At 45.5% G+C, this 21667-nt stretch carries 24 protein-coding genes and 1 pseudogene; 10 read left to right on the top strand and 15 right to left on the bottom strand.

All coding sequences use genetic code 11. The features are described from left to right. The 4 genes from MC7420_RS01845 to MC7420_RS01830 all read right to left on the bottom strand — a co-directional run. Window positions 1-841, bottom strand: an 841-nt coding sequence (locus MC7420_RS01845) for a CHASE2 domain-containing protein (protein ID WP_044204292.1), incomplete at its 3' end; no start/stop codon positions are given. 17 nt (window positions 842-858) lie between these two features. Beyond that, on the bottom strand, window positions 859-1689 hold the full coding sequence (locus tag MC7420_RS01840; protein ID WP_006098086.1) for a hypothetical protein: 831 nt from the start codon (window positions 1687-1689) through the stop codon (window positions 859-861). A gap of 88 nt (window positions 1690-1777) precedes the next feature. Further along, on the bottom strand, window positions 1778-2266 hold the full coding sequence (locus tag MC7420_RS01835; protein WP_006098149.1) for a universal stress protein: 489 nt from the start codon (window positions 2264-2266) through the stop codon (window positions 1778-1780). 197 nt (window positions 2267-2463) lie between these two features. Further along, on the bottom strand, window positions 2464-3630 hold the full coding sequence (locus MC7420_RS01830; protein ID WP_006097863.1) for a pyridoxal phosphate-dependent aminotransferase: 1167 nt from the start codon (window positions 3628-3630) through the stop codon (window positions 2464-2466). A gap of 466 nt (window positions 3631-4096) precedes the next feature. Between MC7420_RS01830 and MC7420_RS01825 the strand changes: the two genes are divergently transcribed. Continuing rightward, window positions 4097-4489: a J domain-containing protein gene (locus tag MC7420_RS01825; RefSeq protein ID WP_006097815.1), complete on the top strand. Its 393-nt coding sequence runs from the start codon at window positions 4097-4099 to the stop codon at window positions 4487-4489. A 45-nt stretch (window positions 4490-4534) separates the two neighbouring features. Here MC7420_RS01825 and MC7420_RS01820 read toward each other — a convergent pair whose 3' ends face one another. The 4 genes from MC7420_RS01820 to MC7420_RS01805 form a co-directional block, all read right to left on the bottom strand. Next, window positions 4535-5338: an ABC transporter ATP-binding protein gene (locus MC7420_RS01820; protein WP_006097904.1), complete on the bottom strand. Its 804-nt coding sequence runs from the start codon at window positions 5336-5338 to the stop codon at window positions 4535-4537. A 27-nt stretch (window positions 5339-5365) separates the two neighbouring features. Then, window positions 5366-6214 carry an ABC transporter permease gene (locus tag MC7420_RS01815; protein WP_006098006.1) on the bottom strand — a complete coding sequence of 283 codons (849 nt, stop codon included), beginning with the start codon at window positions 6212-6214 and terminating at the stop codon, window positions 5366-5368. A gap of 141 nt (window positions 6215-6355) precedes the next feature. Beyond that, window positions 6356-7381, bottom strand: coding sequence for an ABC transporter substrate-binding protein (locus MC7420_RS01810; protein ID WP_006098223.1), 1026 nt, complete (start codon window positions 7379-7381; stop codon window positions 6356-6358). Window positions 7382-7487: 106 nt separating this feature from the next. Beyond that, window positions 7488-9047: an OmpA family protein gene (locus MC7420_RS01805; RefSeq protein ID WP_044204285.1), complete on the bottom strand. Its 1560-nt coding sequence runs from the start codon at window positions 9045-9047 to the stop codon at window positions 7488-7490. A 366-nt stretch (window positions 9048-9413) separates the two neighbouring features. On the opposite strand from MC7420_RS01805, the gene MC7420_RS01800 reads away from it, so the two are divergent. Further along, window positions 9414-9785: an EamA family transporter gene (locus MC7420_RS01800; protein WP_315897212.1), complete on the top strand. Its 372-nt coding sequence runs from the start codon at window positions 9414-9416 to the stop codon at window positions 9783-9785. A gap of 162 nt (window positions 9786-9947) precedes the next feature. On the opposite strand, the gene apcB is transcribed toward MC7420_RS01800, so the two are convergent. Beyond that, window positions 9948-10457, bottom strand: coding sequence for an allophycocyanin subunit beta (apcB, locus tag MC7420_RS01795; protein WP_006097777.1), 510 nt, complete (start codon window positions 10455-10457; stop codon window positions 9948-9950). Between the two features lie 702 nt (window positions 10458-11159). Between apcB and glnA the strand changes: the two genes are divergently transcribed. The 4 genes from glnA (at window position 11160) to MC7420_RS37720 (ending at window position 15051) form a co-directional block, all read left to right on the top strand. Further along, window positions 11160-12581 (top strand): type I glutamate--ammonia ligase, encoded by a 1422-nt coding sequence (gene glnA / locus MC7420_RS01790; protein ID WP_006097809.1) that lies wholly within the window; start codon window positions 11160-11162, stop codon window positions 12579-12581. 179 nt (window positions 12582-12760) lie between these two features. Next, window positions 12761-13834: a class I SAM-dependent methyltransferase gene (locus MC7420_RS01785; protein ID WP_006097914.1), complete on the top strand. Its 1074-nt coding sequence runs from the start codon at window positions 12761-12763 to the stop codon at window positions 13832-13834. A 244-nt stretch (window positions 13835-14078) separates the two neighbouring features. Beyond that, window positions 14079-14582: a YbjN domain-containing protein gene (locus MC7420_RS01780; protein ID WP_044204282.1), complete on the top strand. Its 504-nt coding sequence runs from the start codon at window positions 14079-14081 to the stop codon at window positions 14580-14582. A 292-nt stretch (window positions 14583-14874) separates the two neighbouring features. Further along, the gene (locus MC7420_RS37720; RefSeq protein WP_006098317.1) at window positions 14875-15051 is read left to right on the top strand and encodes a response regulator transcription factor; all 177 of its coding nucleotides are present in this window, start codon (window positions 14875-14877) and stop codon (window positions 15049-15051) included. A 14-nt stretch (window positions 15052-15065) separates the two neighbouring features. Here the strand turns inward: MC7420_RS37720 and MC7420_RS38950 are convergent, their stop codons facing one another. Then, window positions 15066-15266 (bottom strand): hypothetical protein, encoded by a 201-nt coding sequence (locus MC7420_RS38950; RefSeq protein WP_157452983.1) that lies wholly within the window; start codon window positions 15264-15266, stop codon window positions 15066-15068. A gap of 37 nt (window positions 15267-15303) precedes the next feature. Between MC7420_RS38950 and MC7420_RS01775 the strand changes: the two genes are divergently transcribed. Continuing rightward, window positions 15304-15750, top strand: coding sequence for a response regulator (locus MC7420_RS01775; RefSeq protein WP_006098074.1), 447 nt, complete (start codon window positions 15304-15306; stop codon window positions 15748-15750). A gap of 184 nt (window positions 15751-15934) precedes the next feature. Here the strand turns inward: MC7420_RS01775 and MC7420_RS01770 are convergent, their stop codons facing one another. The 5 genes from MC7420_RS01770 to MC7420_RS01750 all read right to left on the bottom strand — a co-directional run bounded on the left by MC7420_RS01770 (window position 15935) and on the right by MC7420_RS01750 (window position 19940). After that, on the bottom strand, window positions 15935-16123 hold the full coding sequence (locus MC7420_RS01770; RefSeq protein ID WP_006097802.1) for a hypothetical protein: 189 nt from the start codon (window positions 16121-16123) through the stop codon (window positions 15935-15937). 64 nt (window positions 16124-16187) lie between these two features. After that, window positions 16188-17126 carry a response regulator gene (locus MC7420_RS01765; protein WP_006098259.1) on the bottom strand — a complete coding sequence of 313 codons (939 nt, stop codon included), beginning with the start codon at window positions 17124-17126 and terminating at the stop codon, window positions 16188-16190. After that, window positions 17099-18295, bottom strand: coding sequence for an RRXRR domain-containing protein (locus tag MC7420_RS01760; RefSeq protein WP_006098255.1), 1197 nt, complete (start codon window positions 18293-18295; stop codon window positions 17099-17101). Before MC7420_RS01760 ends, MC7420_RS01765 begins: the two co-directional genes overlap by 28 nt. Before the next feature lie 223 nt (window positions 18296-18518). Further along, a complete protein-coding gene (locus MC7420_RS01755) occupies window positions 18519-19382 on the bottom strand; it encodes a response regulator (protein WP_006098014.1) in 864 nt (287 codons plus the stop codon). A gap of 330 nt (window positions 19383-19712) precedes the next feature. Then, window positions 19713-19940 (bottom strand): DUF7219 family protein, encoded by a 228-nt coding sequence (locus MC7420_RS01750; protein ID WP_006098236.1) that lies wholly within the window; start codon window positions 19938-19940, stop codon window positions 19713-19715. A 439-nt stretch (window positions 19941-20379) separates the two neighbouring features. Between MC7420_RS01750 and MC7420_RS01745 the strand changes: the two genes are divergently transcribed. From MC7420_RS01745 to MC7420_RS41075, 3 genes and pseudogenes are all read left to right on the top strand, one after another. Further along, window positions 20380-21288, top strand: coding sequence for an efflux RND transporter permease subunit (locus MC7420_RS01745; RefSeq protein WP_044204278.1), 909 nt, complete (start codon window positions 20380-20382; stop codon window positions 21286-21288). An 83-nt stretch (window positions 21289-21371) separates the two neighbouring features. Further along, a complete protein-coding gene (locus MC7420_RS43175) occupies window positions 21372-21506 on the top strand; it encodes a hypothetical protein (protein WP_006098173.1) in 135 nt (44 codons plus the stop codon). Window positions 21507-21557: 51 nt separating this feature from the next. After that, window positions 21558-21665, top strand: a pseudogene (locus MC7420_RS41075) (DUF3368 domain-containing protein); the annotation flags it as partial. Window positions 21666-21667 lie beyond the last annotated feature (2 nt).

The raw sequence follows: 21667 nt of genomic DNA, 5'->3' as shown, positions 1-21667 counted from the left end.
ATACCTGCCAAAAGGGAATGGTAGTAAAAACACCTTGATTCTGAGTTGGGGTTCCGTAGAAGAAAACCTGACTCCCTTTTGGGGGTGGATAGCTAACATTTGCCACGTCTAACGTCGCTTTAGCAAATGAAGGAATCCTTTCTAATCCCAACGGTTGCAGAATTTCCCGGCTGTATTCATTCCCCAGCCGATACACATTCCCATCCACCTCTGGGGGTAAAAAGTTGACTAAACCCAGTTGCACCGAATCTGGATAAATTTCTGGTAACGGCTTATACAACTCAAAGGTGGTAAACCCTTGGGGATCAATGGTATCTTCGTAGACAGCCGCTAGCACGACGCGATCGCTATATTGAGTTAATGCTTGTTTAAACGGCTGATCATCCTCAGCACCATACCCACTGGGAAGATCAAACAGTAAATCAAAGGATACTGACTTAGCACCCGCCGCCATTAAACGTTCAAGCACCTCAGCATAAGCGGTTCGCTTCCAGGGAAACGGTGGTGTTAGCAACTCCACAACCAAGGCTTTATTCGGATCAACGGGATTGCTGTAGCGTTCTGATGCCGTCAACGATTGATCATCAATCGCTAAAATTACAATATCATCAGGCGGTACAACGGGTCCACGTAATTCAATGAACCACTTTTGGCTTTGCCGTTCAGCTAGCTGTATAAGTGTTCCCTGCCAAATCGTTACTCCAGCACCAACAATCGTCCAGAATGCCATTAGCATCAAACCAATTCGTTCTGGACGCCAAAACGGTTGGGAATGACTCCGACGGCGTCGTCGAATGCGTTTTCGTCGTTGTTTTTCCAGCCATTGCCACCAGTGATTCATCGCCCTAACTCCACCGCTTAAAAAGGATTGGGAATTGACGGCACATTGTCTCTTAATACATCGGGAATCTCTATTTGCGGAAACTGCTCATTCAAAACTTCTTCTAGTTTATCAATTCCCGGAATTTCAATATCAAAGCCTTCAAACAAAGCCCCCGTAACAATTTTTTCAATTTCGTCTTTTGACAGGTCTATTACCGTCCCTAACACCCCCTCCGGACTAATATTAATCCCTTGACCTTGACGTAACAAAACGGGTTGGGGGTTCCACAAATTATACCGTTCGCTCAATGCGACTTCGCCCTGTAAAACCTTCACTTGTGCTTGTTCATTATCATCTAATTCCATCAAATAAACAGTTCCCCGCGTCACAGCGGTAATCGAACCGACACATCCTTGCGCCCCCGAAACGACACTTCTACCACTTCGTAGCCGCACACAGCGACTCCCCACCGTGAGTGCCGAATTTTGTCCAAGTCGCACCCCCGCATTGTTATTAAAGAGCAAATTTACCCGTGCTTGTTTGGTACTCACTGTTTGTCCCAATGTAGCCACCGCATTAACTTTGGCGGGTTTGTTTTGGATATACGCTTGATTTCCCCCTAAAATTTCTACTATTTTGGCTTGACTAATTCGTTGCGCTGATGCTGGCGGATTGTACCATCCCAATGCCATCACGATTAACAAACCACTGATAAAACTGACTAAAGATTGCCACCTCAATCTTCTCCCTGGCATCAACGTCTTAGTTGTCTCACCGTGATTCCCTGCTAATTTTACTCTCTGGGTTAAACTGAGAATCTGTTTCTTGAAATTAACCCAACTTCTCAGCCTAAGTTTATCGTTCATAGACGCTGATTAACGTTAAATTTTTGTCCAAACTCGATGATATCAAAGACTTAGACAGATCAAAGGCTTACCAATGACATAAGACCAATTAGGTTGCCGACGTTTCATTCGCAACCCCTTGCACCACTAAAACAGAACAAGGAACATGGTGAAGCACATGATTACTGACACTGCCTAAAAGCACTTCAGTTAAACCCCGACGACCTCGACGACCAATAACTACTAAATCAGCATCCCAACTTTTTACCAAATCTCGAATTGCACTCCCAGCATCTCCAATTTTACACGTCCATTCTGTTGCCACACCTTCATCTGTTGCCTTCTGGCAATAGCCAGCTAGCCATTTCTGAGTTTCATCCGTTTCCTTTCTCATTTTTTCTTGCATACGACGGGAGAAGTCAACCAATTCTCTACCAAACATATCTCCATAAAAACCTACACCTTGGTTTTCTACAAGCAGACAATGAAAGAGCATCAATGCTGCCTTTTCTTGTTTGGCTAGATCGAGGGCTTGGGTAAAGATTCCCTCAGTTTGAGCAGAATGGTCAAGGGCGACTAATATTCTTTTATAGGTCATCGGTGTTATCTCCTAATTTTTAAGTCACAGTTGTAAGTGTTGATTGTTTATCCTTCGCTTCGCTAGTTGGACATAATTTTGACCCTTGGCTTCGTTCAGAGAACCTAATTTATAGGGGCGGGTTTAGGGATTGTCGTTTCGCTGTTGATGACAACGTTTATTCAAAACCCGCCCTGACTGCCCCTAGAACCCAACGCTTAACTTAACTGGCGAACAAATTTCTCCAATCGATCCATACCCTTTTCAATGGATGGCATATCAGTAGCATAGGACAGACGGATACAGTTATCGACACCAAAGGCAATACCGGGAACTGTCGCGACTTTCTCAGCCTCTAAAAGGCGATTACAAAACTCCAGGGATTGGAGTCCAGTTTTGCTAATATCGGCAAAGACGTAGAACGCCCCATTGGGTTGAGAACAACGAATTCCCGAAATATTATTCAGGCGTTCGTATATGACTTGTCGGCGTTTAGCAAAGGCAAGGCGCATTTCTTCTACACAGTCTTGGGGATTTTCCAGGGCTGCGATCGCGCCATACTGAGCAAAGGTACAAACATTAGAGGTACTGTGGCTTTGAATCGTGGTAACTGCCTTAATTAAATCCACAGCACCCGCTAAATACCCCACACGCCAACCTGTCATCGAGTAGGCTTTGGCAAACCCATTACTGGTAATCGTGCGCTGAAAGATATCTGATCCAATAGCACCAATACTCAAATGTTGAGCGCCATCGTAAAGAATCTTTTCATAAATTTCATCCGAGACGACTAGAATATCCCGTTCCACAATCACTTGGGCGAGGGCTTTGAGTTCCTCTGGGGTATATACCATCCCTGTAGGGTTCGAGGGGGAATTGAGGATAAATAGCTTGGTTTGGGGCGTAATCGCCGCCTGGAGTTGCTCTGAGGTGATTTTATACCCCGTTGACGCATCCGTTTGCACAATGATTGGTGTACCCCCTGCCAGTTTGACCATTTCCGGATAGGAAAGCCAATAGGGGGCGGGAATAATCACGTCATCCCCCGGTTCAATCAGCGCTTGCATCAAACCAAACAGGGAATGTTTACCGCCATTGGTGACAATGATATTCTCCGGCTGGTACTCTAACCCATTATCTTGGCGCAGTTTATTCGCGATCGCTTGCCGTAATTTCGGTTCCCCAGCGGCGGGTCCATATTTGGTTTTCCCCTGATCTAGGGCTTGTTTCGCCGCCGCCTTAATATGAGCCGGGGTATCAAAATCGGGTTCCCCTGCGCTGAAACTACACACATCCAAGCCATCGGCTTTCATTGCCTTAGCTTTCGCGGAAATCGCTAGAGTGAGAGAGGGAGAGACTTGACCAACTCGTGCTGCTAACTGCATGTTTTCTGAACTTAAACGACTAGACGGTGTGTCAAAAGCACCTGAGAAAGTAGGGTAAGGGCAGGTATGGGTTGTGGGCGAAAGTTCAAAGCATTATAGCGATGTCTCAACCCGCCCTTCCTCTGTGCAGACACCTTTTTCAACACGCTCTGAGGAAATATACTACTTGATCTCCGTCTAATTACCTATTTTTTACCCCTCCTCTAGATTAGTTAGGGTCGTTCAACTTAAGAATGAGTAACTTGAGCTGATATGACATATATCGCTATAAAAACGCTCAAACTCTCAACAATTGAGTAAACAGGAGGATTTAATTTTGTTAACTTACGTTAACAAAAACTTACAAATTATATCTTTCCTAAACTGATGTATTTTTTTGCATGGTTTCAGCCACAACAACAGAGAACTTGAATTACTATTTTTATCAATATCAAGATATTGCTGTCAGTCGTGAGGATGGTTGTAGATGTTAGACGTAGAACGATACTACCGAGTCTTAGACCTAGACCCTAGTGCCTCACCCGAGGAAGTCCACCAAGGGTATCTAGACATGACGTGGGTATGGCACCCTGACCGTTTTGTGGGTCATCCCCGTCTACAACAGAAAGCCCAGTACAAGTTACAAGAACTGAATGAAGCCCATGAATGTTTGCGTTATAAATCGGCGGCTAACGGCAGAAAAATGGGTCGTAAGTCAAAATACTCAGCCTCACCACCGTCAGCCCGTCATGCACCATCTCCAGGTTTATCCAAATCGCCAACCCAACGGAAGCCAGGAAAAAAGGCTCCGCCAACGGTTAACACGAGTAAAGCACCGATTCATTTTAAAGCCAATCCCATTGATGATTGGTTAGATTAAAATTGGGGAACGTGGAAAGTCTTTCAGCTAACTATTAACGCTCAATCAGCTCCGCAAAAGTGCAGCTTCTGGTTGATCGGTGAGTAACTCAATAATCTGATCGGTGTAGTTTTGAAACGCCGACAAACGCTTAATTTTCAGCCTACGTCCATCAGAATTATTAGTTACGCGATCGCGCGGTAAATCAATTCTCAATTCCCCTTGAATTGTACCCGGTTGCGTCGTCAGCACATAGATGCGTTGGGAGAGAAACACCGCTTCCCCTACATCATGGGTAATCATCAAAATCGTTGTACCCGTTCGTTGCCATAATTGCAGCAGGAATTGCTGCATGGCTTCGCGGGTTTGCACATCTAACGCGCCAAAGGGTTCATCCAGGAGTAAGACTTTCGGTTGACAGGCTAACGCCCGCGCGATCGCGACTCGTTGTTTCATTCCCCCGGATAGTTCTTTGGGTAGTGCTTTAGCAAACTTTGATAATCCCACAACCTCTAAATAATAGGATACGTGCTGCCGTCGTTGTGCTGCGGATAATCCCTGTAACTTTAAACCAAATCCCACATTATTAGCTACCGTCATCCAGGGGTAGAGAGTATAACTTTGAAACACCATCCCTCGATCTGAACCAGGTCCAGTCACTCGCACACCATCCACGCAGATTTCACCAGCCGTTGCTTGATCCAATCCAGCAATTAGACGTAATAACGTCGATTTACCAGAACCCGATGCACCAACTACACTCACAAATTCACCCGTTTCAATGTGCATATTGATATCTTTAAGGGCAACTGTGACATCCTTACGAGTGGAGAATTGTTTATAAAGTTGAGAAACAGTTAGTTGGGTCATTAGTCATTTGTCCTTTATATTTAATCATCAATCTATAGTCCATTTACATGATACTCGCAGCAACAATCTAAATAATAAATCGAAGCTTAGACCAATTAATCCAATCACAATGAGTCCAGCAAAAATTTGATCGGTTCTCAGAAACCGCTGCGCCACACTAATCCGACGTCCCAAGCCTTCAGTTGCTGCCACTAATTCTGCCACAATCACTAAATTCCAAGAGGCGGCAATGTTGACCCGACAAGCATCAATGATGCTGGGCAGAATAAAGGGGAAAATAACATTTAGTAAAACTTGATGGCGTTTTCCCCCTAACGTATAAGATGTTTCAATTAACTCCTTGGGGACAAACTTCACCGAATCCATGATCATCAGTGTATTAAAAAATAAAGTGCCGATAAAAATCAGCAAAATTTTCGGGGTTTCGCCAACACCAAAGTATAAAATGAGTAACGGAATAAATGCTGGCGCAGGCATATACCGCACAATTCCAATAATCGGTTCCATTAGCGCCCGAATACTGGCAAAGGTTCCCATGAAAGTTCCCAATGGAATCGATATCAACGCGGCGAGGAGAAAACCACAGAGAACCCGAAATACACTTGCTACAATATCCTGGGGCAAATCGCCACTTGTCCAAAGTGACACAATCGCTTGCCAAACATTCTCTGGTGTCGGTAAAAACAGAGGCTCAACCCACCCCGAATGAGAAACTAGCCACCATAACCCAAACGGAATACCGATAGACAACACCATCAATGTCCAGGTCAAGGATTTGGGAATATCTTCGGCAATGCGCCAAAATAGGGTGGGTTTCAGTGTTTGAGGAGAAGATTGTACCTCTCTTGTACACAAATTTTCAGGAGTTCGAGTCATTAGGGTTTACCAGAAACGATTGGCTGTGATTATCTACATCATCGTCTTAGGTCGATACACAACTGGTTCTTGTGGATAAACATTCACAATGAATAACGACAATTCCTATTGTGTACGAGAGCGAATCAGCCCTGAATAAATTTAGGTTTTCTGCTTTTCCGCATAGGCTTTGACAAAGCGATCATCTAAGAGTTTATCCAAATCTGGGGCTTGTTCAATTAAACCATTCTCGACTAAAAATGTACTAATTTCTTGAGCCGCATAAGGCAGCGATGTCATGTCATCTCCCGGTTCAAACGCGGCTAAATTATCCTCGATACTAAAAATAGTCGTTCCAGCATCATAGTCCTTATATTCATCAACGGTAACTCCTGCTCGTTTGGCTAAAATTTGCAAAGACTTGTCCGAATTTTCATTCATGAAATCCAGCGTATCAAACCACGTATTGACCAAAGCTTGCACCGCTTCCGGGCGTTCCTCAAGCATTTGCCGACTCACAACAAGATGATCAGGAATTGCACCGGGAAAGTCCTTGGAACTAAACAACTCTTTACTCCCTGGACGTTCTAATGCCTTGGTTGTAAACGGCGCAAATACACCTACAGCATCCACCTGTCCGGCAACAAAGGCGGCAGAGGCTGCCCCCGTTTCTAAGGGTTTGATTTCCACATCATCTGGAGATAATCCAGCTTTTTCTAATCCTAAAAGTAAAAGAAAATGATCAACTGTACCCGCTTCTACAGCAACCGTTTTTCCTTGCAAATCCTTTATGTCATTAATTTCCTCACGAACAATAATTTTGTCATTTCCGGTTGAATTATCATTGACCAAAACAATGACTTGATCTGAGCCAGCCGCCACAGAGCTAATCGTGTCATTCAAGGTTTGGGTATTGGCATCTAACTGACCTGCGGCTAGGGCATTAATTGAATCCAGATAGCCATCAAACCACTTCAAATCCACTTTCACATCATTGGCGGCAAAGAGTTGTTCTTCCTCAGCGATTTGCCAGGGAAACCAACCGGGCCACGCACTGAATCCCATCTGAACGGCTGTTGTTGAAGGGGATTCAGAGGTAGAGACATCAGTAGCAGGAGTACAGCTAACCGCAATCGTTAAACTGACAAAAAATAAGGTAAACCAGGTAACAATAGTTCGGATTTTCATAGGTTAAAACTCAAAATTGAACACTTGGTCGGGGCAGGTTTAGTGACATTTGGGTAAACGAATAAAGGATAGTAGTGAAACCCACGCCTACACACTCAAAACGTTCTTAGTTAACCCGAACTAAGCGTATTTCTGTACGCTGTTGACGGGGATCAGTTGGAGGAATGCCTGACAGGGGTTGATTAAAGCCTTTGCCTTCTGCGACAAAGTTATGCTTAAGACCACGATTTTTGAGATAGTTCACCACAACTTGGGCGCGTTGTTGACTTAAGGTTTGGTTAAGCGTTGCTGCTCCTGTTTTCGAGGTATGACCAATCACCCGCACGGCTAAAGTTTGGGGATTAAACTCCTGAATTTCATTGGTTAACTGATTCAGGGTTTGTTGCCCTTGACTGGTTAATGTTGCTGAACCGACACCAAATTTAACTTCGCCTCGCACTTCTAAGTTGCCAATATCCGGGGCGGCGGTAATCTGTTGGGCGGAGACTTGCGGCACAGCAGCAACGGTTTCTCCCTTGCCCGATAGTCGGTCTGCCAATTCTGGGTTATCGGCACGCACTAAGCTAATTAAGGTTTCGGTATTAGTTGCGGCTTTGGTAAGAAACTGAGGTGAAAATAAGCTCTGGGGGGCTTGCGGAACATCATTTAATCGACCGGCTAAAACTAATACGGCGGCGGTGGAACCAATCCGTTTTTCTAGGATATTATCACTCATCCATTGCTGGGCTTCAGAGGCAGTAAAAAAGTCAATTCCCTGTAAAACGGCACTAGCTTCACTAGAAGATAATTCCCCATCTTCTGCGATTTGCGTTTTTAATTGGGAGGGTTCGCGAACATTTACATCAATCCGGCGATAGTAGGCTTCCAGTAATTCTGAAATTTTCTCAGGTTGAGACTCAATCAAGCGATTGGATGCCACAATCACATCCACAATCGCTTGGGGTGCATCCTGACTCGATAAAACGACAGTATGCCCTTGTTTTTTGGCTTGGGTGACATAGGGTTCCCAAATCACCGCCACCGCCACATTCTGATTGGGATCTTGTAAAAGTTGCCACGCCTCAGACGCATCAGCGACTTTTTCGACTTGAAAATCAGCTAGCTTAAACGCCTCAAACTTGGTACTCAACACCAGCGCCAGGTACTCACTGGGGGTATCGCCGGCAAAGGTGAGGGTTAACTGTCGTCCTTGCGATCGCTCTTGCTCAACTAATCCCTTAAGATCTAAGAGTGACTTAAGGTTTGGATATTTCTTCGTATTCAGCACAACGGCATCAGCGCCTACCGTGCGGTCAATCAAGCCAATAATTTGTCCTTCGGGTTGTTGTTGCAGGAACTGATCTAATGTCGTGACTAATAAATCGGCTTTTCCCTGATTCAATAATTCAGCCCGTTTAGCTTGATCAAACTCATCTTGATAGCGCAGTTTCAGCCCAACCTCTTCTAATGCTTCTTGAAACGGCTGACTGCGAAATGTGCTATAGCCGCTGAATGTATCTCCCAGAATCCTCAGTTCACCTTTGGCGGCTTTGGTTTGAGTCTGACTTGACAGATTAGGAACTAGATCAGGTGCCGCCTTCCTCAACACCCACAGACCACCTCCAATCAGACCCAAGGTAGCGGCTAAAGCTAAAATCAATACTAGCGGATTATCGCGTTTACTCATAACCTATAATCGACCTATTCTATTTCACTATGCTAGCGGTTGATTTATTGTACTTTATGTAACATTTTTGCGCGGGTTTCTGTAAAGCTATGGTTTTTACAGATGTCACCGCATCCATGAATCAACCCAGATGCCGTAGGTCTACTCTCACTCACGCTCTCAACCCCCATTGGTTTTTTAGTGGACATCTGCAAGTTTCTGTTTAAATTTTGGCAGATTCAATGGGGAAAAGTCAGGAATAAAGCACGGATTAGCTCGGGATAAGTCAGGATATCACTCAAGATGGCTCAGGTCAATTCAGATAAATGTCACGCGGCTTAATCCTAAATCTGTTGAGCAACAAAGGCTTATTTATTTGACTTTTAGATTAAGATAGTTCTACGCTCATTGGAGAATTTTTTCATGAATGCCTATTTCGCTTTAATTATTTCGATTATGATTGGTATCGGTGGGCAACTAAGCCTTAAAGCTGGCGCTATGCAGGGTATTGGTAGTAAGCTTTTCTTTCTTCAACCCTACATTCTCGTTGGATTATCGTCTTATTTCTGTGCTTCTCTATTCTATATCTTTGCCCTTAGAGAAATCCCTGTTTCTGTGGCTTTTCCCAGCGTTTCGATTAGTTATGTGGCGGTGGCTTTTTTGGCTCATTTAATTTGGGGAGAACCGTTTGGCATCAGACAGGTTATCGCCCTAGGGTTGATTGGTCTGGGAATATACACATTAAATCATTCATCTTAGACAACGATTAAAAACTGCACCCAAAGATAGTTACATTAAGTATTGTTAGAGTTTGTCCAGCAGTGCTAGTAATTGTGAATACCAAGAAGGGACATTAAACACGTCCCTAATCATCTGTTTGTTCAAAAACCTCAATGTTACCCTTTGGGTGCGAAAAATGGGTTAAATATCGCGTTCGCTCAATTCACGAGTCATGTAGTCAAATGGCTGATCCACAAATGCCGTATTAGCAACTCCAGTGGCGGCGACTTGTTCTTTCAGGATATCTTTCATAATTTGAATACCGCGAACAGTCGGAGCGATGGGAACCCCCAACGAATTGTAGGTTTCCCGCAAACCTTGCAAGACTCGTTCGTCCAGGACATCCATACTCCCGGCAACCAGTGCATAACTGGCATAGCGGAGATAATAGTCCATATCCCGCAGACAAGCAGCATAGCGACGAGTCGTGTAAGCATTACCACCCGGACGAATCAGTTCCGGGACGTCTTCAAAGAGTTGCGATCCTGCCTGCTTGACAATTGAGGCGGCATTGGCATTAATCACTGCTGCTGCCATGATTCGGGCTGTACCACTGTCAAAGTAAGATTTGAGTAAATCGATCGCATCGCGATCAAGGTAACGACCGCTAATATCGTAGTTTCTAATCAGGCTTGTAATCGCATCCCGCATGAGTCGGCTCTCCCAATCTATATATCTTTATCTATTTATATTGCCAGTTATTGCGACGCTCTCATCAAAAGTCTCTGGAATGAGAATTCCTGCACCATTCTTGATCACATAAGCTGGACTGCCCAAATATTGCTCCCAAAGCAACTTGGCTTATCTAGAATAGAATACGTCATTGTTGAGCGGATTGACAAATAGGGGACGGGCAATCCTTAGCATTTTGTAATATTTAATACAATTTAATCTTTTTCTTAGGATATCAAGGATCAGGAAATGAGATTCTGTAACTTTGGATACAAAAGCTGCCTCTGCCTCTCCCTAGGATGAGTCAGATGAACAGGAGACAGGTTTCAAGCCCAATCAGGTTGTTGAGGTAAACCTGAGATGGTACGATAACGGCTCCCCGGCTTAGGGAGAAAGCTCGCACCAAACTAAACTGTATCTTGTTTCGTTTCTCACACGCAGGAGACAAGCTGATCGGGTCTACCCGTGTTTCCATCTCCTGCTGTTATCAACCGTATCGTTTCCTTATCTCATGTCTAGTTGGTTTGTGCGACACTTGATTCCTAAGTTCCCCCGTCGTCCTAAGCGTCAGGTTTAGGACAGACACCACCGTCTGTCGAGGTCGGTGAGAACTTCAACTGCCCCACCGTTATTTATTTGAACTTTTCTAAACAATAGCCCACTTGACAAAAGGAGTCATTCATGCCAGAAACGCCACAAGAAGTCTTGAAAATGATTCAAGATCAAGACATTAAGATTATTGACCTCAAATTCATTGATATGCCAGGGATCTGGCAGCACTGCTCGTTTTACTACGATCAAATAGACGAAAGTGCTTTTGAAGATGGGGTAGCCTTCGACGGGTCAAGTATTCGCGGTTGGAAAGCCATTAACGAATCGGACATGTCAATGGTTCCCGATCCGAAAACGGCTTGGATCGACCCATTCATGAAAGAAAAAACCTTGAGCATGATCTGCTCGATTAAAGAACCCCGCACGGGTGAATGGTACAGCCGTGATCCCCGCACCATTGCCCAGAAAGCACTGGACTTTTTGAAGTCCACCGGAATTGGCGATATTACCTTTTTTGGTCCAGAAGCTGAGTTCTTTATCTTCGAGGATGTTCGCTTTGATCAAACAGAGAGCAAAGGGTTCTACTACGTAGATAGCGTGGAAGGGCGTTGGAATTCTGGACGGGAAGAAGCTGGCGGTAACCTGGGATATAAACCGCGCTACAAAGAAGGATATTTCCCCGTCTCACCTACGGATACGATGCAAGACATGCGTACCGAAATGCTGCTCACCATGGCTCAATGTGGTGTGCCAATTGAAAAGCATCACCACGAAGTTGCCTCTGGGGGACAGAACGAACTCGGTGTCCGTTTTGCACCAATCGTGGAAGCCGGTGACTTCTTGATGGTGTACAAATATGTGGTTAAAAATGTCGCCAAGAAGTATGGCAAAACTGCCACCTTTATGCCCAAGCCAATATTTAACGACAATGGTTCTGGGATGCACACTCACCAGTCCATCTGGAAGAATGGGAAACCCCTGTTCTTTGGCGATGGCTACGCTGGGTTGAGTAAGATGGCGTTGCATTACATCGGCGGTTTACTCAGACATGCGCCGGCTTTGTTAGCTTTAACCAACCCAACCACCAACTCCTACAAGCGCTTGGTGCCAGGGTTTGAAGCGCCTGTGAACTTGGCTTACTCCCAAGGAAACCGTTCCGCCTCCATCCGGATTCCCTTGTCTGGTGACAATCCTAAGGCGAAGCGGATGGAATTCCGTTGTCCTGATGCGACGTGTAATCCCTATATTGCTTTTGCGGCGATGTTGTGTGCAGGTTTGGATGGGATTAAGAATGAAATTGATCCGGGCGAACCGTTGGATGTGGATATCTATGACCTCTCGCCAGAGGAATTGAGCAAAATCCCATCAACTCCTGGTTCTCTGGAAGCTGCTTTAGAGCATTTGGAGCAGGATCATACCTTCTTAACCAGTACAGGTGTATTCACCGAAGACTTTATCGACAACTGGATTGCTTACAAACTCGACAATGAGATCAACCCGATGCGGTTGCGTCCTCATCCCTATGAGTTTTCCCTCTACTATGATGTCTAGTCTCAACCGCTAGCACAAAATGACAAAAAAAGCCATCCTGACAGGGTGGCTTTTTTCTGCCTGTATCTCTCTTCAATGCTGCAAGTAAGGGAAGCCGGGGAAGCCGGAAAAAACTTTTCTAAATTTTTAGTTACAATACTTTACAAACGACGATTAGGTAACAACCAGCTTAACCACTCATGTCTGATATTTTCACAAAACTGGCATATCAAACATTCCAGCAAGGAAAAGCGGCTTTTGCGCTGGCACACAAAAACACAGCATCACAACTACGGAATCTGATTAATCCCCCAATCAATCAGCTTAGAACCAAACCCCTCTCTCCAGACATCCTGCAACTACTTCGGCAAAGGTTAGAGCAGATTCTGGAAACTGATTGGCAGGATGCACAGCTTGGCGTTTATCCGGAAAGCCTGCTGTTTGATAACCCTTGGGAAGACTTCTGGCGCTACTATCCAGGGATTTGCCTGGATTTACTGAATATCTGGGAGAGGGTCAATCAGAATAAATATCAGGAGTTCTCGCCAGATATTGATATACAAAATTATCCGAACTACTATCGGCGCAACTTCCATTACCAAACCGATGGCTACTTGAGTGATACCTCAGCCAACCTGTATGATTTGCAGGTCGAACTTCTGTTCAATGGTGCGGCTGATCCGATGCGACGGCGCGTACTTGCACCGTTAAAGGAAGGACTCAAAGCCTTTGATGCAGTGCCTCCTCAACAAATTAGAGTTCTCGATGTCGCCTGTGGAACAGGTCGGACTTTGAAGATGATTCGGGCAAGTTTGCCAAAAGCGTCTCTATTTGGCACAGATTTATCCCCAACTTATTTGCGTAAAGCCAATCAACTCTTATCCCAGATTCCGGGAGAATTACCCCAACTGATGCAGGCGAAGGCGGAGGAACTGCCGTATCGGGATAATTATTTCCACGGTATCACTTGCGTGTTTCTGTTTCACGAACTACCACCGTCTATCCGTCAGCGCATCATTGAGCAATGCTTCCGTGTGATTCAACCGGGAGGGGTGTTTGTCATCTGTGACTCAATTCAGGCGATTGATTTTCCTCAATTCATGCCCATGATGGAAAACTTCCCTGCTATGTTCCACGAACCGTACTACAGACACTATATTACCGATGATTTAGTCAAACGCCTCACTCAGGCGGGTTTTGAGGCAATTACAACTCAAAACCACTTTATGAGCAAGTACTGGATTGCTCATAAGCCTGAAGACGCTACGGTGTAAACCTTTCTCGGCAATTAAGATATTAAGATCCCCAACTTCTTGAAGAAGCCGGGGATCTGGATTTTCGGGTGTTCTGCTGTGAAGTTAACTATTTTATGGATCGATCTCGATAAAATAAGCTTGAGGGATATTCCTGTATCCAGGACACCAAATCTTGGGATTATGGCGTGAGATGAATTGCCGGATTAGGCAAATACCACGCCTTGTGTTATATAAAATTGTCAACTCCTATAGAGAAACGTTTATGACCACTCAAAAATCAAGTTCAGAAACGGTGTCTACTGAAGGCTTGTCAACGGAGGAGATGGTTCCCACGGAGTTTATCCAAGACAAGACTACCGTCAACTATGTAGAAACCATCGAAACAGTCATCTCTAGCCTGGAGCAAGATGACAGTGCTATGGTAAGCCATAACGACGAAGGCTATCTCTGGAAGTTTAAGTATGGTAGCGTAGAAGTCTTTGTCCAGCTAACGGGTTCTACAGACGAGGATACATTCACCGTTTGGTCTTCGGTGCTGAACCTCCCGGCAGAAAAAGAAGCTGAATTGATGCGTAGGCTTCTGGAAATGAACTGGTCAGATACCTTTGAATCCCGTTTTGGGATTGTGGATGATCAAGTGGTGGTGTTATCATCGCGCACGGTGGCTGAACTATCGCCGGGAGAAATTTCTCGGGCGATTACGATTGTTGCTACTATTGCTGATGATAATGATGAAGCGTTGCAAGAAGAGTTTGGCGCGGCTTGATTTGTACTACAACCAGAATCCGCCTCTACACCGAACAAGGTGAACTCTCTTACTTTTCACGGGATCTGGAAAACCTCTCTCTAAACCTCTCTCCGAACCTCTCCCTAGCCCTCTCCTACAAGGAGAGGGAAGCGGAATATATTTTTTTATTTGGAGAGGCTTTGAATTCTCCCTCATGGAACAAAAAGCGAAGCATCCGCTGGCTTCCCCCTTCGTTAGCTTGTATTGTGTCCACCTACTTATACCTTGTAGAGGTTAGCAGCGGGAGCAGTCAATCTCTCTATCGTAGCTGGTGAAAATTTTATTTATCGAAGATAACGACTTGAATCGGGAAGCAATTAGTGAATATCTTGAGTTGCATGGGTATGAAGTTTATGCTAAACCCGATGGCGCTAATTTTTTAGAGGTGGTGAGAGAATGTGAAGTACCCCAACTTGCTTCGCTGAAGTTGGGGCTTCCAACTCCTTAAAAACAAGGACGGTTTTATTCGTCTTTGGGATTTCCCGCTTCATCCGCCGACGCCTCCAAAGGTTGCCCTCTATTGGTCTTACTCAGCGTCCACAGGCAGCCGTCCGCCTTCCGCAGACAGTGATATTTTGTTAGTCCGCTTGGTTTTCGCGGTTTATGGTTGTAGAGACGCGATGCGAGAAGCGTCTGTACTAACCGAATAATGCCTATTGGCATCTTGCGCTATTCTTTTGGAGGACGCTAAAAGCGAACGGTGGTCGAGTTCCGAGCCGCGCAAGGACTACATCTCTATCACACCGAGCATGACTATCTGTCTTCCCATGCCTTAGAAGGTAGACCTAAGCGGATTATTGCCATTGTACTACAAAAGATTTGGCGTGTCAGGATAACTTGGAAATCTCCGTACCTCCGATTAAGAGCTGTCCATCCTCACCTTGCTATCGCTGAAGGTGAGGACTTTCGCGACTACGTTAAACCTGATTTAATTTTACTGGATCTCAAGTTACCAGAGATTGATGGCTTTACGTTGATGGAACAACTGCGACAATCCCAATCGTTACAAATCCCGGTGGTCATTCTTTCAGCACTTTCCTTTAATTCGGATAAACAGCGAGCATTTGAATTGGGGGCTTGCTGTTTTTTGGTGAAACCGACGATGGTGCAGGATATTAGGCGTGCGATTCAGAAGGAATTGAAATAATTGGCACGTCTGTTTTCGGGTAGGGACGGGTTTAGCCATTTCCAGCAGATTTGGTGGTTGATGAGGTACAGCCTTAAGCAAGATCCCCGACTTCTTGGAGAAGTCGGGGATCTGTCTGTGTACCTCACTTACTTGAAAAGCGCTGTATTTTAGATACTCACCAAGAAATGAACAACAAAACCTTCTATTCCGACTCGGATTGGCGTTGCTGTTGAATAAACTCCTCAATAATCCGGGTAAGATTATTCACAGATTCTCCGATTTGAGTGAGTCGGGTTTCAGTTTGAGATAGTCCGAGTAGAGTATTTTGGAGTTGGTTGCCTAAAATGTCGATCGCGTCTCGATACTCTCTCTCTAATTCTTCCAGAGTCATGGTAGAACCTCAAAGATTGATTGATTTCCAGTCTGGACAATCGATGTTAGCGATCGCGTCTATGCTATGTTGAATTTGTGTTCATGAACAGCGCGATCGCGAGTAAGTTGCTCAGATTAGTCAATCGCTCTATTGTCGGCTGATCCCAATGGCGTGGTGTTATACATTGATGGACACACAGCTCCCCTAATCGTTGACCGTGACTGATTAAGGGTACAATTAAAACAGCTTTGGTTTTTAACGGAGTCAGTTGCGCGATCGCTTCCTCTGAGAGTTCGGTTTGCTCAATATGCTCTTGCTCAATATCCTCAATCGCGACAATTTGCCCTTGTTGGTACACTGTCTTATAGTCTTCCTCTAAACCGGGATCAGCAAGGGAAAGTTCTAGCACCGAGGGATATCCGGGGGCGACGGATTCCACAATCGATTGATCGCCTAAGGTATAAAGGATGACTCGTTCAACCTCTAACTGAACTCGCAGCTTCGCCACCGTGAAATCCAGCAGGGTTAACACAGGAGTAGACTTACCCAAGCGCTGGAGAATCTCTGCGAATAAAGCATCCCACTGTTGTAAACGCTGTAATTGCTGGGTGGCTTGTTCCGCCTGTGTCAAAGCTTGAGCCGCCGCCAAGAGACGCCGTACTCGTTGGGAGAGAACCGCCCAATAGATGGGTTTGGTGACATAATCCGTTGCACCTACGGCAAAAGCACGATCCACGGACTCTTGATCATCCAAAACCGTAATCATTAAAATCGGGATGCGATCGCCTCCCGGTAGAGAACGCAAACGCTGACAGCAGGTAAAGCCATCCAATCCCGGCATAACTGCATCCAACAATACCATGTCTGGCTGATGATGCATATATTCGCTCAGACATTGCTCCCCATCCTTCGCTTCCACGACGCCATACCCTTCTTCTGTCATCGCTAAATTGAGTAATGAGCGCATCGAACGATCATCATCAACGACGAGGATTAAAGGTTGATTGGGCTGACAATCCATCGTTTTACCTCGTGGGACTCCGACCTCAACGAAGTAGGTCGGAGGGGGATAGAGGTCAAACCACGCCCTTCGACTTCGCTCAGGGCAAGGTTTGACAACCCAACTGTTGATACCAGTCCGGTATTTCGTTGCAACAATTGGACTTTTTTGGTGGTAAACCTCCCTATTCGTTTCCATTTAGCGTCACTGACCGAGACTTGAGTTTTAGTGTCACCGGAAACGTAACCGTAGTAAGTGATACCCGCCTTTTCAGCTTTGACATAATCGCCCTTCCTCAACCCGTGACGGGTGAGGGTGCCACCATAATGCCGCCGTTTCCCTCCCTTGCCGGGAATCATTAAATGTAGCTGACGGCGGCAAATTGGAGAGCGACTAATCACTGCAAACTGACATGGTGTTACCGTAATAGACCCTAGGAAGGTACCACTTCTGCCTTTAATCTGGCGATACCGTATAAACCGGGAGGCGGCTAGGCAGATGCCGTCAACGGCATGGGCGGCGGGTGATTCCTCAGCTTTATTCTTAGACTTGGGTAAGCCTAGATACTTTCTTAGGTTTGAGGTGTGCCATCCCTCTTGGGTGTGGACGGTATAGCCTGCTTGTTCTAACTGCTCAATTTGCCAATACTGCCCGACCATTGCCGGACTAAAACCCTTGTCACCTCTAGCTTTAATCACCTCCACGAGGACATGAGTAAACGGGTAAATCTTTGATAACTCCTGGATCACCCGTAGTGCTAACTGCTTATTCGCCCGAATGCTGGGAGGTATTTTATGACCTTTGCGGTTATCGAATCGGCACTCGCGGTGGTTGCGTTGGTCATAAGGAACCTTCCGGTTAATCCGTCGCCCTCGCCGTCCTCGTCGCATCATCGCCCGCCCTTGCATCCGCTTGGTTACGGTTTTAAATGGTAGGTTCAGATGGGCAAGGAATAGGGTGACACTTTTTGACTGGACAGCCATCCCAGTAAACAGCTTTCCCGGGTCAATTCCGGCTGCAATATCTTGGGTCTGTTCACCTGACGGTTCCTTGACTAACTGGACTTGAAAGACACCTAAGTCATTGCGTATAACCTTGACCTTGCCTGACTTTAACCACCGTCGAACACGGCTAGCTTTAGCTGGCATTAATGGTTTCCCTTTTGGTGATAAAACTGGAACACGAATCATGGATATAAGCCTCTCGTGTGAGTTATCAGTCCCCTCGACCACCACCAACAAAATGTCCTTTCTTCAAGCGCCTATAACAAGTAGGCTTACAGTTGATCCGAACTGGGGAAGCATTCGGAAGTGTGTATCAGTTGATGGCTAGTGGTCTATTCAACTCTTGCGTCACCAGACTTGTCTCTGGCAATCCCCACGCTCCACGTTAGTAGCGTGGGGTTGCTGAAGTTCAAGGTAACTGGGGACAAGCGACTGCTGATTTAGAAGTGGGAATTGGGGATTTTGACACCTGTTTAATTAAAGCAGTTCTCACCTTCTCATACTCTACCTCGACCTGAACCCGTTGCTCCGCAGGGACTTCAGTTATACCCGCACCTGCCAAGGCTTCCAACTCCTTGCAGAGATGGGAAAGAGTGACAGCACCCAGATTCGCGCTACTCGAACGGAGACTATGAGCCGCCTGTCTTAGAGCCTCTGCATCTTGGGTTGCGATCGCGGATTGAATGGCTTGAAGTCGTTCGGGTGCATCTTCTAAATAGTCCCCCACAATTTTATCCAAGACAACATTGGCTTTTGCTCCCGCTAATTTCTCTAAGGATTGCCATATCTTAGGATCTAATACCTCCGACTCCGTATCAAGCAACCTTGGCGACGCCGGAAAAACACCTGCGCCCTCATCTCCATGTAACCCCTGATGACTATCCGATACCTTCTGCAACGCCTGAACCAGTTTTGGCAACTCAATCGGTTTCGTAATATAATCATCCATCCCCGCCGCCAAGCACTGTTCTCGATCCCCCCGCCGAGCATAAGCCGTCAGCGCAATAATCCGGGGGCGTTCGCCAGCAGCCCACTGCTCACATATCTGGCGCGTCGCGGTTAAACCATCCATTTCTGGCATTTCCACATCCATAAACACGACATCATAAGACTGGCTCTGCAAAGCCTGTAATGCTTCTGCACCGTTACTCACGACATCAGTCTGATAGCCCAGTTTCTTGAGCAACAGGAGGGCAAATTTCTGATTCACCCGATTGTCTTCCGCTAGCAATATCCGTGTTTTATGGGTTTTTGTTAAAGGCGTGATTTGCATTGTGTTCTGTCTATTAGGCTGGATTATTCCTCTCCCTATTGTGTAGGTAAGGAGGCTATTTAGACCTACGCCAGATTGCCGAATTTTTCATGCTAAATCGACGTAATTTTTGTTTGCTTTTGTCTGGAGCCGGCGAGTGAGCTTTTCTGGGCGACTGACTGAGAGTATAATTCTCTGTGTGCGTTGCCACATCACTCTAAATTATTGATTTGAATCACTGCTTTTTTGGAGAAAATTTGCTATTTGAAACAGCGGCAGTAAGCTTCCCTCCTGGGCTAGTGTCGCAGGAATAGCCGCTTTGTTGATGATTTATTGGGAATGATTCAGCGTTTAATCAATATCCAGAAGATGCTGACCTGAGTAGTGTAACTGCTGCCAAAGATCTTGAATTTGATCATAAGCCTGTTCCGGAGGCAATTTTCCTGAGGTTTGTAGGTTGCAGATGGTGGTCACTCGCTGAGCAAATTCTTGTAAATTGGCATTAAAGTCCAGATATTCCGGTTTCTTATGACCATGATAGCGACAACGAGGATATAAAAAATTCAGGCGATCGCTCATTTAGGGCTTCTCCCAGATTCTTGAAATTTTCTTTCTGTCTATTAAAACTCCTATTATTAATCAAAAATCTTGATATTGACCAATCGTTGTGAACATTTCAGAAAATTTCTTGGGTCAGTTCATAGTCAAGATGACGGTAGCGATAAAACCCGGATTCATCTGCCTAAAAAAATAGGTAGTTTTGTAGCTTATGTTACTGATGCTAGGGGCATAAGTCTAGTTTGCCAAAACTCTCTCGGCTCTCCCGTACTTAGGGTGATAATAAAGTCTTATGAATTAAGCCAAAGTCCCACGGTGTAATGCTTGTAGGTTGGGTTGACGAAGGAAACCCAACTAATTAAGCGATTAAGCTAGGTTTTCTTCAAATCAAGCCAATCGCTACACATATAAGGAAAATTTATCACCTTATGTACGGGAGAGCCAACTTATTTACCAATGCGTGGCAGGCAATGGCAGCGGTATTTGTAAATTTGTTCGCTTGCTGCCGATTACGGCGATTACCTGCCTGCTGCTGAGTTTTGCGATCGCGATTTTGGTGGATGTGCCGTTATCTCGTTTTCTGTTAGCTGGAGTCAGCAAAGAAAATAAAACCTCCCGCATTGACCAACTCAGTGAAACTGCATCGGAACGGTTTACTCAGTGGAGTTTAAATCATACCGTTCGTAATCAAACCACTGCCCGGGCGTGGACGGCGGGAACCATTGCCTTATTTCTCTGTGTCGTCTTTGCCTTTACCCAAATTCCCACGGTGTTTTTTCCCGAAACCGACGCACGGGATTTGAGTATTAATGTGGAAATGCCGCCGACAACCACGCTGGAAATATCACAAGCGGTAGCGGATGATTTGGGTCAACATTTACGGTCTAAAGACTATTTTGAAAGTGTAATTAAATATGTTGGACGACGCAGTACCTTAGTCAGTTCGGGTGAATTGCAGCCCAGCCAAGCCAGCTATTTGGTGGGATTTGATGCTGTATTTGTTCCTGAAGAACAGCGGCAGTTTACCTCCTTTGAATACGTGGATAAACTGCGTCCCCAACTGGAAGCGGCACTGACATCTTATCCCGGTGCAACTTTAGTGATCAACAGCCAACAAGCCGCCCAAAATGAAGACCCGATCCAAGTCGAAATTACCGGGAACAATCTGAGTGAATTGCGGCGGATTTCTGGGGATATTCAGTTAGCATTGCGGCAAATACCGGGGACAACCGATGTGCGCGATAATTTGGGAGACTTGCAACCGGATTTAAAACTGATTCCCGAACGTGAACAGCTTGATTTTTATGGAATTAGTGAAGAACAACTGGCGGCACAGGCGCGTTATTATAGCAACCGCCATGGCTGTTAGGACACATCATTTATGTAGAGACGCACCATGGCGCGTCTCTACAATGGTGCCGAACGTCCTAATCGATGTGTCTATTGCTATATATGACCACCAACGATGTTGGCGATTTTGTTCTGGGTGGAAATGAGGAGGATTTAGAAATTCGCCTGAGTACAGCTTGGTTTTCACGCGGAGGAGAGGTTGGGGGTCCGACTCGCCGAGATGAACTTTTATCCTGATGTAGAGGAGTTTCAGTCGGATATTCAAACCTTGCAGTTAATGGGCTTACTATGATTGTTGTCAGTGATACCTCACCCATCACCAATCTGGCAGCAATTGGTCAGCTCGATTTATTGCGGCAATTCTATAAAACCATCATTATTCCGCAAGCTGTTTATAG

It is taken from the genome of Coleofasciculus chthonoplastes PCC 7420 (assembly GCF_000155555.1).
GTDB lineage: Bacteria > Cyanobacteriota > Cyanobacteriia > Cyanobacteriales > Coleofasciculaceae > Coleofasciculus > Coleofasciculus chthonoplastes_A.
The sequence above is the reverse complement of the archived record's forward strand: the minus strand, read 5'-3'. Positions and strand labels throughout refer to the sequence as shown.

Excerpts from the sequence above, each read along its gene's own strand:
- MC7420_RS38950 (WP_157452983.1), bottom strand. The coding sequence starts at position 15,266 with ATGCCAATAGGCATTATTCGGTTAGTACAGACGCTTCTCGCATCGCGT.
- MC7420_RS01770 (WP_006097802.1), bottom strand. The coding sequence starts at position 16,123 with ATGACTCTGGAAGAATTAGAGAGAGAGTATCGAGACGCGATCGACATT.
- MC7420_RS01765 (WP_006098259.1), bottom strand. The coding sequence starts at position 17,126 with ATGGATTGTCAGCCCAATCAACCTTTAATCCTCGTCGTTGATGATGAT.
- MC7420_RS01840 (WP_006098086.1), bottom strand. The coding sequence starts at position 1,689 with ATGAACGATAAACTTAGGCTGAGAAGTTGGGTTAATTTCAAGAAACAG.
- MC7420_RS01825 (WP_006097815.1), top strand. The coding sequence starts at position 4,097 with ATGTTAGACGTAGAACGATACTACCGAGTCTTAGACCTAGACCCTAGT.
- MC7420_RS01750 (WP_006098236.1), bottom strand. The coding sequence starts at position 19,940 with ATGAGCGATCGCCTGAATTTTTTATATCCTCGTTGTCGCTATCATGGT.
- MC7420_RS43175 (WP_006098173.1), top strand. The coding sequence starts at position 21,372 with ATGACCACCAACGATGTTGGCGATTTTGTTCTGGGTGGAAATGAGGAG.
- MC7420_RS01755 (WP_006098014.1), bottom strand. The coding sequence starts at position 19,382 with ATGCAAATCACGCCTTTAACAAAAACCCATAAAACACGGATATTGCTA.
- MC7420_RS01805 (WP_044204285.1), bottom strand. The coding sequence starts at position 9,047 with ATGAGTAAACGCGATAATCCGCTAGTATTGATTTTAGCTTTAGCCGCT.
- MC7420_RS01810 (WP_006098223.1), bottom strand. The coding sequence starts at position 7,381 with ATGAAAATCCGAACTATTGTTACCTGGTTTACCTTATTTTTTGTCAGT.
- MC7420_RS01760 (WP_006098255.1), bottom strand. The coding sequence starts at position 18,295 with ATGATTCGTGTTCCAGTTTTATCACCAAAAGGGAAACCATTAATGCCA.
- MC7420_RS01835 (WP_006098149.1), bottom strand. The coding sequence starts at position 2,266 with ATGACCTATAAAAGAATATTAGTCGCCCTTGACCATTCTGCTCAAACT.
- MC7420_RS01830 (WP_006097863.1), bottom strand. The coding sequence starts at position 3,630 with ATGCAGTTAGCAGCACGAGTTGGTCAAGTCTCTCCCTCTCTCACTCTA.
- glnA (WP_006097809.1), top strand. The coding sequence starts at position 11,160 with ATGCCAGAAACGCCACAAGAAGTCTTGAAAATGATTCAAGATCAAGAC.
- MC7420_RS01820 (WP_006097904.1), bottom strand. The coding sequence starts at position 5,338 with ATGACCCAACTAACTGTTTCTCAACTTTATAAACAATTCTCCACTCGT.
- MC7420_RS01815 (WP_006098006.1), bottom strand. The coding sequence starts at position 6,214 with ATGACTCGAACTCCTGAAAATTTGTGTACAAGAGAGGTACAATCTTCT.
- MC7420_RS01780 (WP_044204282.1), top strand. The coding sequence starts at position 14,079 with ATGACCACTCAAAAATCAAGTTCAGAAACGGTGTCTACTGAAGGCTTG.
- MC7420_RS01785 (WP_006097914.1), top strand. The coding sequence starts at position 12,761 with ATGTCTGATATTTTCACAAAACTGGCATATCAAACATTCCAGCAAGGA.
- apcB (WP_006097777.1), bottom strand. The coding sequence starts at position 10,457 with ATGCGGGATGCGATTACAAGCCTGATTAGAAACTACGATATTAGCGGT.